A 14,641-nucleotide genomic window follows, 5' to 3' on the forward strand; every position below is an offset into this window, starting at 1 on the left:
ATCTGACCCCATCGGGCGCACTCAGGCCTGAGTACGGGACGGGGTGTCAGCGCCCCGGGATAACAACAAGGAAAACCCTAACGCCATACGAGGGCGCATTGATGAAAAGTTTCAAGGTAATCGCCGGTTGCTGTTTGCTCGGTCTGTTCAGCTCGTCGCTATTGGCCGCCGAACAGGCCAGCTGCCAGAAGGCACGCATCGGCATGGTTGGCTGGACCGACGTGGTCGCCACTACCGCCGTGGCCAGTACCCTGCTCGAAGGCCTGGGCTATGCAACCACCCAGACCCAAGCTTCACAGCAGATTGTCTTTTCCGGCATCCAGCGTGACCAACTCGACTTCTTCCTCGGTTACTGGAAGCCGTTGATGGACGACAACATTGCGCCGTTTCTCGCCAAGAAGTCGGTCCGGGTGCTCAGCGAGCCGGGTCTCTCCGATGGCATCTCCAGCCTGGCGGTGCCCAGCTATACCGCCGAGGCGGGCCTGAAAACCTACGCCGATATCGCTAAATTCAGGGAGCAACTGGACGGCAAGATCTATGGCATCGATCCGGGTACCGGGGCCAACACCACGATCCAGAAGATGATCGACAGCAACCAGTTCGGCCTCGGCGGTTTCGAGCTGATCGAGTCGAGCGAGTCGGCCATGCTCGCCGCGGTCAGCCGTGCGGCGCGGAGCAAGAAGCCGGTGGTGTTCTTCGGCTGGGCACCACACCCGATGAACATCAAGATGGACGTTACCTACCTGACTGGCAGTGAGGACGTATTCGGCGCCGATGAAGGTCTGGCCACCGTCTGGACCGTCACCGCGCCAGACTATGCGCAGCGCTGCCCCAATATCGACCGTCTGCTGACCAATCTGCGCTTCACCGCCGCCCAGGAGGGTCAGATGATGGCGCCGATCATGGACCGCGAAGAGCCCAAGGACGTCGCGCGCAAGTGGCTGAAGGAAAACCCGCAGGAGCTGAGCAAGTTCCTGGCCGGGGTGACCACCTTCGATGGCAAGGATGGCGTCGCCGCCGTGCAGGCCGCGCTCAAGTAAGACCGGCTCGTTCCACACATTCCCCGATCAATCGCCGTGTCGTGCGCCCCTCCTGGGCGCCCGGCACCCATTCGCCTCGAATAAGGATGGAAACTCCATGAACTACGAAGTCATAGTCACCTGTGCAGTCACCGGCGCCGGCGATACCGTTGGCCGTCATCCGGCCATTCCGGTCACCCCCAAGCAAATCGCCGACGCCGCCATCGAAGCCGCCAAGGCCGGTGCCACCGTCGCCCACTGCCATGTACGTGACCCCAAGACCGGCAAGGGCAGTCGTGACGTGGCGCTGTACCGCGAGGTGGTCGAGCGCATCCGCGAGAGCGACACCGACGTGATCATCAACCTCACCGCCGGTATGGGCGGTGACCTGGAGATCGGTCCGGGCGAGCAGCCCATGGAGTTTGGTAATGGCTCCGACCTGGTCGGCCCGTTGACCCGCCTGGCGCATATCGAGGAGCTGCGCCCGGAGATCTGCACCCTGGACTGCGGCACCCTGAATTTCGGTGACGGTGACTACATCTACGTCGCCACCCCGGCGCAACTGCGTGCCGGTGCCAAGCGCATCACCGAGCTGGGGGTCAAGGCCGAGCTGGAAATCTTCGACACCGGTCACCTGTGGTTCGCCAAGCAGATGATGAAGGAAGGCCTGCTGGACGATCCGATCTTCCAGATCTGCCTGGGCATCCCATGGGGCGCTCCGGCCGACACCACCACCATGAAGGCCATGGCCGACAACCTGCCGGCGGGCGCCACCTGGGCCGGCTTCGGTATCGGTCGCCTGCAGATGCCGATGGCCGCCCAAGCCATGCTGCTCGGTGGTCACGTGCGGGTCGGCCTGGAAGACAACATCTGGCTGGACAAAGGCGTACCGGCGACCAACGGCAGCCTGGTCGAACGCGTCGTCGAAATCATCCAGCGCCTCGGCGGCAGGGTTCTGACCCCGGCCGAAGGCCGCGCCAAGATGAAGCTCAAGCCGCGCGGCTGAGGTGATCTAGACGGGGCGATCGCGGTCGCCCCGGACTTATTCGCAGCCCGGATAGCATCCCAAACAAATTGAATCGCCCCGCCCGAATCCAATTCGGGCAAGCCAAGCAGGAGCCATCATGGCCTTTGTCACCGAACTGAAAACCTTCGCCGCCCTCGGCACCGGCGTGATCGGCGCCGGCTGGATCGCCCGCGCCCTGGCCCATGGCCTCGACGTTGTGGCCTGGGACCCGGCGCCCGGCGCCGAAGCGGCGCTGCGTGAGCGCATCGCCAACGCCTGGCCGGCACTCAAGCAGCAGGGCCTGGTGCCCGGTGCTTCGCCCGAGCGCCTGCGTTTCGTCGACAGCATCGACGAGTGTGTGAAGAACGCCGACTTCATCCAGGAAAGCGCTCCCGAGCGTCTGGAGCTGAAGCTCGACCTGCATGCGAAGATCAGCGCCGCGGCGCGGCCCAACGTGCTGATCGGTTCGAGCACCTCGGGGCTGTTGCCCAGCGAGTTCTACGCCGACGCCGTGCACCCCGAGCGCTGTGTGGTCGGTCACCCGTTCAACCCGGTGTATCTGTTGCCGCTGGTGGAAGTGGTTGGCGGCCAGAAGACCGCGCCGGAAGCCGTTCAGGCCGCCATTCAGGTGTATACCAGCCTGGGCATGCGCCCGCTGCACGTGCGCAAGGAAGTACCGGGCTTTATCGCCGACCGCTTGCTCGAGGCGTTGTGGCGCGAGTCGCTGCACCTGGTTAACGACGGCGTCGCCACCACCGGCGAGATCGACGATGCGATCCGCTTCGGTGCCGGCCTGCGTTGGTCGTTCATGGGCAGCTTCCTGACCTACACCCTGGCCGGCGGCAATGCCGGCATGCGCCACTTCATGGCCCAGTTCGGCCCGGCGCTGAAACTGCCCTGGACCTATCTGGAAGCGCCGGAATTAACTGACGGCCTGATCGACAGCGTGGTCGAAGGCACCACAGAGCAACAAGGCCAGCGCAGCATCGCCGAGCTGGAGCGCTACCGTGATGACTGCCTGATGGCGGTGATGGACGCGATCAAGACAACCAAGGCCAAGCACGGCTTCGACTTCGCCGATTAACCTGCGCGGCCCCTGGATTGAATCCAGGGGCCGGCTCGGCAGTTGCAACGCGGTGTTACCACGCGCATTTCTGATGCGGGAGGCGTGATGTTTCAGGATCTGCAACAACAGCGAGTGATGATCACTGCCGGTGCCTCGGGTATCGGCCGGGCGACGGCCCTGGCGTTTCTCGCCGCCGGCGCCCGGGTGCATATCTGCGATATCAATGCTCAGGCGCTGGAAGCGCTGCTCAGCGAACATCCGCAGCTCAGCGGCTCGCTGATCGACGTCGGCGACGAGGCTCAGGTCGAGCGTTTTTTCAGCGAGGGCCTGGATGCCTTGGGCGGAATCGACGTGCTGGTCAACAATGCCGGTATCGCCGGTCCTGCCGGCCACCTCGAAGGGCTCGACAGCCTGGCTTGGCGCAGCACCTTCGACGTCAACCTGCACTCCACCTTCTACTGCTGCAAGCTCGCGCTACCGCTGATGAAGGCAGCACGCAGCGGCTGCATCATCAACATTTCCTCCAGCGCTGGGATCATGGGCTACCCGTTGCGCACGGCCTATGCCGCGGCGAAGTGGGCTGTCACCGGGCTGAGTAAATCCCTGGCCATGGAGGTGGGCGAGTTCGGTATCCGGGTCAACGCCATCTGCCCAGGCTCGATCAGTGGCGCGCGCATGGACGGGGTGATCGAGCGCGAGGCCAAGGCCAGCGGTAAGCGCGCGGATGACGTGCGGGCCGCCTACGTCAGCCAATGCTCGCTGAAGACCTTCATCGACCCCGAGGACATCGCCGCCATGATCCTGTTCCTGAGCTCCAAGGCTGGCGCCAAGATCACCGGCCAAGCCCTGAGCGTCGACGGTGACACCCATACCTTGGCCAATGCCTGAGCCCCGCACCGGCATTTAGTCCAACTATTACCACGCCGTGCGGCAAGCCGCCGCCCGGCCCCAGGAGCCTAACCGATGTCCAGCGCTCAACCCCTGACCACTTACCAGACCGAGATCCTTGCGGAGTGGGTGGATTACAACGGCCATCTGCGTGATGCCTTCTACCTGTTGGTCTTCAGCTTCGCCACCGACGCGCTGATGGATCAGCTGGGCCTCGACGAAGCGGGTCGCACGCGCACCGGGCATACCCTGTATACCCTGGAGTGCCACCTGAACTACCTCGACGAGGTCAAGCTGGGTGAGGCGGTCGAAGTGCGCACTCAACTGCTGGCTCACGACCGTAAACGTATGCACATCCACCATAGCCTGCACCGGGTAGGTGTGGCCGCTGCGCTGGCCGAGAGCGAGCAGATGTTGATGAACATCGACACCCGCACTTCGCGCTCGGCGACCTTCGACGAGCAGGTGCTGCAGCAGGTACTGGCGCTAGGCGAGGCTCATCGTGATCTGCCGTCCCCCGCTTGCGTTGGCCGGGTGATCGGCCTGCCGCAGGCCAGGGCATAGACCCGCGGTCGAGCCTGGGTCCTTCTATCCCAGCAGCGTGAACAACCACACTATTTGAAGCATCCCGCCAGGAGATCGCCATGAACGCTGTAGACCCCTCCCTCGACGCTGCGCCAATCGCCGATTGGCGCAGCTACCCGATCAGTGCCGGCCTGGTTGGCCTTAGCTCCACTAGCGACACCCTGGAGGTCACCTGGAGCGATGCTCGAACCAGCCCCTTCCATCACCAGTGGCTGCGTGACAACTGCACCTGCAGCCAGTGCGTCTACAGTGTGACCCGCGAGCAGCTGTTCGAGATCGTCGATGTGCCGCCAGAACTGCATCCCCAGCGCACCCGCATCGACCAACAGGGGCACCTGCTGATCGACTGGCAGGATGGTCACCACAGCCGCTTCCATCCCGGCTGGTTGCGCGCCCATGCCTACGACGACGCCTCACGGGCCGAGCGTCGCGCGCTGCGCCCACAGAGCCGTTTGTGGGGTGCCGAGATGAGCGAGCAACTGCCGCAGTTCGACTACCAGGCGGTGATGGAAGATGACGCCGCGCTGCTGCAGTGGCTGCTGGCGGTGCGTGACATCGGCCTGACCCAGCTACGCGGTGTGCCGACCTCCGAGGACGTCTTGCCAGTGCTCGCCAAGCGCATCTCCTTCATTCGCCAGAGCAACTTCGGCGTGCTGTTCGATGTGCAGTCCAAGGCCGACGCCGACAGCAATGCCTACACCTCCTTCAACCTGCCGCTGCACACCGACCTGCCGACCCGCGAGTTGCAGCCGGGTCTGCAGTTTCTGCATTGCCTGGTCAACGATGCCACGGGCGGTGAGAGTGTCTTCGTCGACGGCTTCGCCATCGCCGCGGCCTTACAGCAGGAGGCGCCTGAGCTGTTCCAAATCCTCTGTGACACGCCCATCGAGTTCCGCAACAGGAGCCGCACCAGCGATTACCACCGTATGGCGCCGATCATCGGCCTGGATGCCTACGGCGTGATCAGTGAGATCCGCATGGGCAACTTCCTGCGGGGCGCCTTCGATGCACCGGCAGAGCGCATGCCGGCGCTGTATAGCGCTTACCGGCGCTTCATCGAGATGACCCGCGAACCGCGTTTCCGTGTGCAGCGCAGGCTGGATGCGGGGCAACTCTGGTGCTTCGACAACCGCCGTACCTTGCATGCCCGCACTGAATTCGACCCGGCCAGCGGTGCCCGTCACTTCAAGGGCTGTTATGTCGATCGCGACGAGCTGCTCTCGCGGATTCATGTGTTGCAACGCTAGGGCGCTAACGCGCAGGCCAGGCATAACCCTGTCCTGCGATCTGCGGCCGTTTATGACTTTGGCCAGAAACGCATAAATATACCGAGGGCAAAGGCCGTGTTTTTATTGCTTTCGCTGACGTTGCCGCTTCATAACAATGCTTTTCGTATCGTTTTAGCCGAATTTTACCTGATACGGCCGCTTCGAACTGCAGCCGCAGACTTGAAGGACGGATTACCCAAACCACGCACACGCGTGACTAGCAGCCAATGCCTCGCAAGTGTTTATTCACACCGCAGTGGAACGCGTCGAACGACGCCAAGTACTGCGGAAAGATCAACAACCTGGGCGGCGAAACTTGGCGCCAGGCGGATCCTCCGCCGGCGAGAAGAATCTCTTCAGTGAATTGAAGAAATAGCGACACGCATAACAAATACAAAAATTAGCCGTAGCTCTCCGTGGAGAACACGTAAATGTCGACCATAAAAGAAAAGTTCGGTGGCGCCCCTGGCACCACCGTATTCAAAGAAGATTTGCTGTGTAAAACGGGCCTGTTCAAAGGCATGCACAAGGGCATGACTATTGTGTCCGCGGTCATGGTTTTGGCGTTCGTGCTGTTTGCTGGGTTCAATACCGAATTGGCCGGGACCCTATTCGGTGCCACTCGCAGCTGGATCGAAGGGATTTTCGGCTGGTACTACCTGGTGGTCATGGTGTTCTTCATCGCGATCTGTGTCGTGCTGGTGTTCACCCGCTACGGCAGCGTGCGCCTCGGCGACGATGACAGTAGGCCGGACTTCAGCAATTTTGCCTGGTTCTCCATGCTGTTCTCCGCCGGCATCGGCATCGGTATCCTGTTCTTCGGTGTGGCCGAGCCGATCTTCTACCTGGATAACAGCGGCGCCTTCGGCTACCCGAATAACCCCTACGCTGACCTGGCCGGCGCTACTGCCATCGGCCATGCGCGGGCGGTGGATGCCCTGCGGGTGACCTACTTCCACTGGGGCTTTCATGGCTGGGCGGTGTACGCCATCGTCGGCCTGTCGCTGGCCTATTTCGCCTACCGCAAGAAGCTGCCGCTGGCCCTGCGTTCGGCGCTGCATCCCTTCATCGGCGATCGCATCTACGGGCCGATCGGCCATATCGTCGACCTGTTCGGCGTGCTCGGTTGCGTATTCGGTATCGCCACCTCCCTGGGCCTGGGCGTCAGCCAGATGGCCGTGGGCCTGGAGCGCCTGATTGGCGTGGACCCGGGCACGACTACCCAGCTGGTGCTGATCGGTCTGATCTCCATCGTCTCGATCATGTCGGCGCTGTCCGGTGTGGGCCGCGGCATCAGGATCCTTTCCGAATGGAACATCATCATCTCCGCCCTGGTGGTGGCCTTCTTCCTGTTCGGCGGGCCTACCGCCTGGCTGCTGAGCATGTTCGGCGAGTCGCTGGGTAGCTACCTGGTCAACTTCATGCCGATGGGCCTGTGGTTCCCCGAAGAGGAAGGGCCGGCGGCCTGGCAGAACGGCTGGACCGTGTTCTACTGGGGCTGGTGGCTGGCTTGGGCACCCTTCGTCGGTCTGTTCATCGCGCGCATTTCGCGTGGCCGCACCCTGCGTGAGTTCGTCATCGGCGTGGTCTGCGTACCGACCCTGATCATCTTCGTCTGGCTGGGCATCTTCGGCGGTTCGGCGCTCTATCAGGAGCTGAATGCCGCGGGGGGTGCCGGCACTGGCGAGCTTATCCAGTTGGTGAATGCCTGGAACCTGCCGGCCGCGCTGTTCGCCACGGCAGACGGCATCGCCGGTACCGGGGTCATGGGTTGGGTGCTGTCGGCCATGCTGGTGTTCCTGCTGGTCAGCTGGTTCGTCACCTCGTCCGACTCCGGCACCCTGGTGCTGACCACCATCCTGTCCCTGGGTAACGAGGAGCCGCCGAAGATCTTCCGCATCTTCTGGGGCACCGTGATTGGCTTCGTCGCCGGGGTATTGCTGGTCGCCGGCGGCCTCAGTGCGCTGCAGACCGCCAATATCGCAGCGGCACTACCGCTCAGTGTGGTGATCCTGCTGATGACCCTTGGCGTGCTCAAGTCGCTGATCCTGGACTCGGGCGAAGTCGCAGGCGCAGACGTTAAGATCCAGACGGATAACGCCTAAGCGTCCTTAGCGGTGCGCTGCAAGGCACGGGCCTCCTACGGGAGGCCCGTGCCGTTTCAGGGCTGCGCCAGAACCTCGCGCAAGCTGGTCAGGGCCACCTGCAGTAGCCGTGGGTCCTGCGCATCGCTGGCATAGGTGACGAAGATGGGCCGTCTGAACTCCGGCGCATCCGCCACCCGGTGCAGCTCGCCGGACTTCAACAGGGGGGCCGCCTGGCGCTCCGCCAGGTAGGCGCACCCTCCGTTGCGCTGCAGCCAGGGCAGACCCAGCGCAGCAAAGCCGCAGGTCAGTCGGCTGCTCTGCAGCTGCGGCAAGCGCTCCGAGTGCGCCGCGTTATAGCCCCAGCCCCAGTCGATATACAGGTAGTTGTCGGCGGTTACTTGCTCCAGCGACGTGGCGCGGCTGGACACCATCAGCAAGCGGTCTTCTGCAGCCTGCTCGACCACTAGGCCGGCCGTGGCGTCGGCGACGAAGATGAGGCCGATATCCAGCGCTCCCGCGGCGATCTGGCGGACGATGGCCCCCGAATAATCGGCCTCCAGGTGGAGGTTCAGGTGTGGATCGTATTGGTGCAGGACGCTGCCCCAACGAAACAGTAGATCGCCGGCCAAGCTGGGATGTGCAGCGAGGCGCAGTCGACCACTGCTGGTTTGCTGCTGGGCGAGCTCGCGCTTGGCGCGTTGCCAGCGCTGCTGCATGGCGATGGCATGGTGATAGAACTGGCGCCCGGCCGGGGTCAATGACATGCCTTCATTGCTGCGCACGAATAACGGTTGATCCAGCTGTTCTTCAAGCTGCTTGATCCGCGAACTGACTGCCGACTTGGTCAGGCAGAGTTGTTCGGCGCACAGACTCAAGCGTTTCAGGTCGGCCAGGGTGAGGAAGGTCTTGATTGCTTGCAGGTCCAATGGAGTCCACTGGCGTCGACTGTTTTAGGGTCGGCGAAGTTGGCGGTGTTGGAGTGTACAAAAAAATCAAACACTCAGTCCGAAACTATCCGATATGCCTTCCGTCAGCGATTTCTTAGGCTCGCAGCTGTTCAATTCATCGATAGCGGTAGGTGTATATGAAAGCGATTCAGCAGCGCCCTTTAAGTGGATACCGGGTTGTCGACTTCGGTCAGTACATTGCCGGGCCGGCCGTGGCGATGATGTTGGCCGACCAGGGCGCCGAGGTGGTGCACATCGACCCGCCCCAGGGCCCGCGTTGGGATAACCCGGCGGACGCCATACTGAATCGGGGCAAGCAGCGGGTCAGTCTGGATCTGCACCGCGAGCAAGACCTGCAGCTGGCGCTGGATCTGATCAGACACGCCGATGTGCTGGTCGAGAACTTCCGCCCAGGGGTGATGGCCAGGCTGGGCCTGGGTGTCGAACAGATGAAGCTGATCAATCCGTCACTGGTCTACCTGTCCCTGCCAGGGTTTGCCGAGCAGGACCTCGAATATGCAGGGCTGCCTGCCTGGGAAGGCATTATCGCCGCGGCAGTCGGGCAGTTCACCGACATGGGCCTTAGCCGAGTGCTGATGGGGATCACCCCGTCGTTTTCACCGCTGCCCCTGGCATCCGCTTATGCCTCGGTGTTGGGCGCTACAGCGGTGACCTTGGCGCTGTTTGATCGGGTCAAAACGGGTCAGGGTGAGCGGATCGAAGTGCCGATCGCCGCTGCGCTCATGGAAGGCTTGGCCTACAACTCCATGCACATAGAAGGCTTGCCCGAGCGCTACAAGTCGCTGCGAGAACGCGAGATCGAGCGCCGCCGGACTAATGACCTGCCGCTGAACCTGCACTATGCCGATCTGCAGGAGTTCCTCGACCCCTTCTATCGCACCTATGTTTGCCAGGACGGCCGGCCCTTTTATGCCGTTTGCTGCTCGCACACCCGTCACCCAATCGGCTGCCTGAAAGTATTGGGCCTCTGGGACGCAGTCAGGGCGGCGGGCATACCGACCCACAGTCCCTACCTGGACGTTGCCGACTGGCCGGATGGCGCCGAATGCACGCTCTTGTCCTATCCGCTGTCGCGGGAATGGGCAGACCTGGTCTCCAACAGGATGAAAGCGGCATTTCAAACCAAGCCTGCCTACGAATGGCAGCGCCTATTCGGCGAGGCCGGTGTACCGGGCTGTGCGCACCAGCTAACCAGCGAATGGCTGGCCAGCGAGCATGCCTTGCAGTCGGCAAGTGTGCTGGAGGTTGAAGACCCGCGTTTCGGAACCATGCGCCAGCTGGGCAATATCTGTTGGTTGCAAGGTGATACGGCCGTTACCGAGAAACAGCCGGCGCAGTCACCCAGCACTGATCGAGCTGCCGTGCTGCAGCTATTGGCCAGTTGGCGTGAACGGGCCGTTCCCCAGCCAACAGCCGGCGAGGCACCGGCAGCTAGAGGCTGGCTTGATGGTATTAAGATTCTCGACCTGACCAATGTGATTGCCGGGCCTACCATCGCCTGTACCTTGGCCCGCTTTGGCGCCGAAGTTATCAGTATCGATCCAGCAAAACCGGCGCTGGATCCTTGGAACACGTCGGTGTTCGGTATGCAGGCCAATCAGGGCAAGCAGAGTGTCTTGCTGGATCTGCAAAGCCAGCAGGGCCAAGCCGTGCTGGACAAGTTGCTGATGCAAGTCGATGTCATCACGATCAACGGCAGCGATGCGCAGTTGGCGCGGCTGGGCCTGTCGGTCGAGCGACTGCAGCGGATAAATCCCGAGCTGATCCTCTGTCAGTTCGATGCCTACGGCGGGCCAAAGCGGGGGCCGCGCAGTGACCAGCCGGGCTATGACGATCTGGTTCAAGCCACCACCGGCATCATGGCCCGCTTCGGTGGCGGCATGCAGACACCCGAGGAGCATGCACACTTCGGTACGATTGATGTGCTCGGCGGCTATTGTGCCGCGCAGGCCATCGGGGTCGCGCTGGTCAAGCGTGCGCATGGCCATGGAGGCTCAGTGGCGCGTAGTTCGCTGGTGGCTGCGGGGCAGTTGATTCAGCTGCCATTCATGTATGACTACCCGGGCCGGACGCCTTTCAATGAGCCCAGTGGGCGGGAAGTTAAGGGGGCTAATGCCTTCTATCGCTGTTACCAGGCGCAGGATGGCTGGTTCTTTCTGGCACTCGATCAAGCAACGCAGTTGCAGAGCCTGTGCCTTGCGCTGGATCTGGCGGATCTTCAGCTTGCCGATAACCAGGAGGCAGAGCAGTGGCTTGAAGCGCTGTTCAGATCGCAGCCAGTCAGCCACTGGCAGGCACGCCTGAGCGAAGTCGATATCGGCTGCCAACCGTTGGCAAGGATGAGTCAGTTGCGCGAGTCTTCACTGATGAGCTCGTCAACCGGTATCGACCTGAATGGACCGAAATCAGTGGCCTTCATTGACTATCCAGACCATCCCAGCGGCCACCGAGTGACGTTGATTGCACCCAACTCGATCCGTCTGAGCCGAGCTCGCGTCAAGCTGCCGACCGCCATGCCAAAGTACGGTAGCCACACCCGGGTAATGCTTGAGCAGTTGGGCTGTACCACCCGGGACATCGAGCAGATGATCGAACAGGGTGTGGCGGCGGATCAGTGGGCTGAGCGGTACCTACCAATGTGATTAGGCCAACGCCCTAAGAGGCTGATGATCCCTGGTGCCGGGCGCAACTACGCGCCTAGGTCCCGCGAGGGGCAAATACAAATGTAGATATGTTGGGGGGTAACGAGTAGCCAGCAGGAGCCGCTGCAAGTGGCCGCCAGGGCTCCGCGAGTATGATCCGGGCTGGTGCGGCAGCGCGTGGGGGCTGAATGAAAGTCGCAGGGTTCAGGCGAGGAGGGCAGCACAAAGCACGAAGGGGAGCCTAAGCTCCCCTTCAAAGTGTCGTTGCGTGCTTTGTTTTTGTTGTTTAACGATCTGTTGTTGTTTTTATCATTACAAATCGCTGTTTGACCCCATCGGGGATCAAGGCAAACGTATTTTTTTGGACCCTGGTACTGCCATCGTCACTAAGTGATCCAACCTACCAATCAGCTACCTTGAGGTAGTTTTATTGTTATTGGCTTGGTCACGGGGTCGACCCCGAACAACACAACCGCTCCAAAAAAATCTGTTTGCTGCTCGCCTGTACTGTTGTTTTTATTGTGTCAGCGTCGAGACGTATCGTTGTTCTTGGATTCTTGTTTTTGTGCGGTAATAGACTGCATGGCTCGTGCCAGTTTTAAAATAGTCATATAAATCAAGTGCTTAAAAATATACGCAATGAAATCCCCTCTGTTTTGTTGCTGACTGTGTTGCCGTACTACCCGTTTTCGTTACCCCGGTAGGGCGGCGGTAACACCTGTGCGGCAGCTAGCGGTCGGTGGCGGGACACGCTGAGGCGGCGAGCAGATGGCTGGCCTGGCTCTGCGCGCTTGCCCGGCGGATACCCAACGCAGCGGCATAAAAAAGGGAGCCACAAGGCTCCCGCAAGACTGGTGCCGCCCACACGCGGGGGCGGCCCAGGTTAGGCATTTGACTTAAGCGGCGCTGAACAGCTTGTGCGGGTCAATAACGAATTTCTTCGGCACGCCGGCGTCGAACTCGTGGTAACCATTGGGCGCCTGATCCAGGCTGATCACCTCGACACCGACCACGTCGGCGATGTTGATGCGGTCCCACATGATCGCCTGCATCAGCTGACGGTTGTACTTCATCACCGGGGTCTGACCGGTGTGGAAGCTGTGCGACTTGGCCCAGCCGAGGCCGAAGCGGATGCTCAGTGCACCCTTCTTCGCCGCGGCATCGACTGCGCCCGGATCTTCGGTGACGTACAGGCCGGGAATACCGATCTTGCCGGCAACCCGAACCACACCCATCAACGAGTTGAGCACGGTGGCCGGAGCCTCGTGCTGCACCCCATCGTGACCATGACCGCGAGCCTCGAAGCCCACCGCGTCAATGGCGCAATCGACTTCAGGCTCGCCCAGCAGGGCGGCAATCTGTTCGTGCAGCGGGGTGTCCAGCGTCAGATCGGCAATCTCGAAGCCTTGGGCCTTGGCATGCACCAGACGCACCGGGTTGACGTCGCCGACGATGACCACGGCAGCGCCGAGCAGGCGCGCGGAGGCGGCAGCAGCCAGGCCGACCGGACCGGCACCGGCGATATACACCGTGCTACCTGGGCCGACGCCGGCGGTGACCGCGCCGTGGTAGCCAGTCGGCAGAATGTCGGACAGGCACGTCAGGTCGCGGATCTTCTCCATCGCCTTGTCGCGGTCCGGCAGCTTGAGCAGGTTGAAGTCGGCGTACGGCACCATGGCGTATTCGGCCTGGCCACCGGTCCAGTCGCCCATGTCGACGTAGCCGTAGGCGCCGCCGGGACGTGCCGGGTTGACCGACAGGCAGACGCCGGTGTGTTGTTCCTTGCAGCTACGGCAGCGGCCGCAAGCAACGTTGAACGGCACCGAAACCAGATCGCCGATCTGCAGGTTCTCGACGTCGCGACCTTTCTCGATCACTTCACCGGTGATTTCGTGGCCCAGGACCAGGCCGGTTTGTGCGGTGGTACGGCCGCGCACCATGTGCTGGTCGGAGCCGCAGATGTTGGTGGAGACCACCCGCAGGATCACCGCATGCTCAATCTTCTTGCCGCGTGGATCCTGCATTTTTGGATAGTCGATCTTTTGTACTTCGACCTTGCCTGCGCCGAGATAGACGACGCCACGATTACCGGACATTGGATGTTCTCCTTTGTTGTTGTGGATACAAAGGCGCGGCCAACGGCCACGCGGCCTTGCACTGGAGCTTGTCGATGTGTTGCTCCGCGATTGGGGCAGTGCGGGACTGCCCTCACCGACGCGGGTGTACGGTTAAGCGTGCAGCACCACGGTGCGGTTGGCGTTGAGGAATACCCGCCGCTCGAGGTGGTAGGCGATTGCCTTGGCCAGGGTCTGGCATTCGATGTCGCGGCCCTTGGCGACCAGGTCTTCGGGGTAGTGGGCATGGTCCACCGCCTCCACGCCCTGGGCGATGATCGGCCCCTCGTCCAGATCGTTGTTGATGTAGTGGGCGGTGGCGCCGACCAGCTTGACGCCCTTCTGGTACGCCTGGTGATAGGGCTTGGCGCCCTTGAAGCCGGGCAGCAGCGAGTGGTGGATATTGATCGCCCGGCCGTCCAGCTTGCGGCACAGTTCGGGTGAGAGCACCTGCATGTAGCGGGCGAGTACCACCAGCTCGGCGCCGCTGTCCTCGATCACCTGCATCACCTTGCGCTCTTGCGCCGGCTTGTCGTTGGGGTCGAGGGGGAAGTGGTAATAGGGAATCTCGTGCCAGCGCGCCAGCGGTTCCAGGTCGGGATGGTTGGACACCACCGCCACCACGTCCATGGCCAGGTGGCCGATGCGCTGGCGATAGAGCAGGTCGTTCAGGCAATGGTCGGCCTTGCTCACCATCAGCACCACCTTGGCCCGGTAGCCCGGCGGGGTCAGTTCGGTGTGCATGTCGAAGGGCGCCAGGCGCTCATCGAGGCCGGCGCGAAAGGCCTGCTCGTCGAAGCCCTCGGCCACGCGGAACTCGACGCGGATGAAGAAGCGCGAGGACAGCCGGTCATCGAACGAATGGTGCTCGGTGACGTAGCAGTTCTGCTCGAACAGGAAGCGCGTCACCGCATCCACGGTGCCGAGCACGCTCGGGCAGTGGGCGGTGAGAATCCAGGTGTCGGGGGTGCGACTCATATCGATCTCCTGTGCAGCGT

At 62.2% G+C, this 14,641-nt stretch carries 11 protein-coding genes; 8 read left to right on the plus strand and 3 right to left on the minus strand.

Annotated elements, in window-relative coordinates:
- Nucleotides 1-101: 101 nt before the first annotated feature.
- The 7 genes from choX to VCJ09_RS01115 all read left to right on the plus strand — a co-directional run bounded on the left by choX (nucleotide 102) and on the right by VCJ09_RS01115 (nucleotide 7,937).
- A complete protein-coding gene (gene choX / locus VCJ09_RS01085) occupies nucleotides 102-1,040 on the plus strand; it encodes a choline ABC transporter substrate-binding protein (protein WP_324732787.1) in 939 nt (312 codons plus the stop codon).
- Nucleotides 1,041-1,137: 97 nt separating this feature from the next.
- The gene (locus VCJ09_RS01090; RefSeq protein ID WP_324732788.1) at nucleotides 1,138-2,025 is read left to right on the plus strand and encodes a BKACE family enzyme; all 888 of its coding nucleotides are present in this window, start codon (nucleotides 1,138-1,140) and stop codon (nucleotides 2,023-2,025) included.
- 118 nt (nucleotides 2,026-2,143) lie between these two features.
- Nucleotides 2,144-3,109, plus strand: coding sequence for an L-carnitine dehydrogenase (locus VCJ09_RS01095; protein ID WP_324732789.1), 966 nt, complete (start codon nucleotides 2,144-2,146; stop codon nucleotides 3,107-3,109).
- An 87-nt stretch (nucleotides 3,110-3,196) separates the two neighbouring features.
- Nucleotides 3,197-3,979, plus strand: coding sequence for an SDR family oxidoreductase (locus VCJ09_RS01100; protein ID WP_324732790.1), 783 nt, complete (start codon nucleotides 3,197-3,199; stop codon nucleotides 3,977-3,979).
- 75 nt (nucleotides 3,980-4,054) lie between these two features.
- Nucleotides 4,055-4,543 (plus strand): thioesterase family protein, encoded by a 489-nt coding sequence (locus VCJ09_RS01105; protein ID WP_324732791.1) that lies wholly within the window; start codon nucleotides 4,055-4,057, stop codon nucleotides 4,541-4,543.
- An 80-nt stretch (nucleotides 4,544-4,623) separates the two neighbouring features.
- On the plus strand, nucleotides 4,624-5,811 hold the full coding sequence (locus tag VCJ09_RS01110) for a gamma-butyrobetaine dioxygenase (RefSeq protein WP_324732792.1): 1,188 nt from the start codon (nucleotides 4,624-4,626) through the stop codon (nucleotides 5,809-5,811).
- Nucleotides 5,812-6,263: 452 nt separating this feature from the next.
- On the plus strand, nucleotides 6,264-7,937 hold the full coding sequence (locus VCJ09_RS01115) for a BCCT family transporter (RefSeq protein ID WP_324732793.1): 1,674 nt from the start codon (nucleotides 6,264-6,266) through the stop codon (nucleotides 7,935-7,937).
- Nucleotides 7,938-7,993: 56 nt separating this feature from the next.
- On the opposite strand, the gene VCJ09_RS01120 is transcribed toward VCJ09_RS01115, so the two are convergent.
- Entirely contained in the window at nucleotides 7,994-8,845 is an 852-nt protein-coding gene (locus VCJ09_RS01120; protein ID WP_324732794.1) for a LysR family transcriptional regulator, read from the minus strand.
- Nucleotides 8,846-9,003: 158 nt separating this feature from the next.
- On the opposite strand from VCJ09_RS01120, the gene VCJ09_RS01125 reads away from it, so the two are divergent.
- Nucleotides 9,004-11,529: a CoA transferase gene (locus tag VCJ09_RS01125; RefSeq protein WP_324732795.1), complete on the plus strand. Its 2,526-nt coding sequence runs from the start codon at nucleotides 9,004-9,006 to the stop codon at nucleotides 11,527-11,529.
- An 896-nt stretch (nucleotides 11,530-12,425) separates the two neighbouring features.
- Here the strand turns inward: VCJ09_RS01125 and fdhA are convergent.
- Entirely contained in the window at nucleotides 12,426-13,625 is a 1,200-nt protein-coding gene (gene fdhA, locus VCJ09_RS01130; RefSeq protein ID WP_324732796.1) for a formaldehyde dehydrogenase, glutathione-independent, read from the minus strand.
- A gap of 132 nt (nucleotides 13,626-13,757) precedes the next feature.
- Nucleotides 13,758-14,621, minus strand: a complete 864-nt coding sequence (purU, locus tag VCJ09_RS01135; RefSeq protein WP_324732797.1) for a formyltetrahydrofolate deformylase — start codon at nucleotides 14,619-14,621, stop codon at nucleotides 13,758-13,760.
- Between the last annotated feature and the right edge of the window lie 20 nt (nucleotides 14,622-14,641).

Source organism: Pseudomonas paeninsulae (genome assembly GCF_035621475.1).
Classification (GTDB): domain Bacteria; phylum Pseudomonadota; class Gammaproteobacteria; order Pseudomonadales; family Pseudomonadaceae; genus Aquipseudomonas; species Aquipseudomonas paeninsulae.

Coding starts and splice junctions, on each gene's coding strand:
- VCJ09_RS01115 (WP_324732793.1), top strand. CDS start 6,264: ATGTCGACCATAAAAGAAAAGTTCGGTGGCGCCCCTGGCACCACCGTA.
- VCJ09_RS01125 (WP_324732795.1), top strand. CDS start 9,004: ATGAAAGCGATTCAGCAGCGCCCTTTAAGTGGATACCGGGTTGTCGAC.
- VCJ09_RS01100 (WP_324732790.1), top strand. CDS start 3,197: ATGTTTCAGGATCTGCAACAACAGCGAGTGATGATCACTGCCGGTGCC.
- fdhA (WP_324732796.1), bottom strand. CDS start 13,625: ATGTCCGGTAATCGTGGCGTCGTCTATCTCGGCGCAGGCAAGGTCGAA.
- VCJ09_RS01110 (WP_324732792.1), top strand. CDS start 4,624: ATGAACGCTGTAGACCCCTCCCTCGACGCTGCGCCAATCGCCGATTGG.
- choX (WP_324732787.1), top strand. CDS start 102: ATGAAAAGTTTCAAGGTAATCGCCGGTTGCTGTTTGCTCGGTCTGTTC.
- VCJ09_RS01095 (WP_324732789.1), top strand. CDS start 2,144: ATGGCCTTTGTCACCGAACTGAAAACCTTCGCCGCCCTCGGCACCGGC.
- VCJ09_RS01105 (WP_324732791.1), top strand. CDS start 4,055: ATGTCCAGCGCTCAACCCCTGACCACTTACCAGACCGAGATCCTTGCG.
- purU (WP_324732797.1), bottom strand. CDS start 14,621: ATGAGTCGCACCCCCGACACCTGGATTCTCACCGCCCACTGCCCGAGC.
- VCJ09_RS01090 (WP_324732788.1), top strand. CDS start 1,138: ATGAACTACGAAGTCATAGTCACCTGTGCAGTCACCGGCGCCGGCGAT.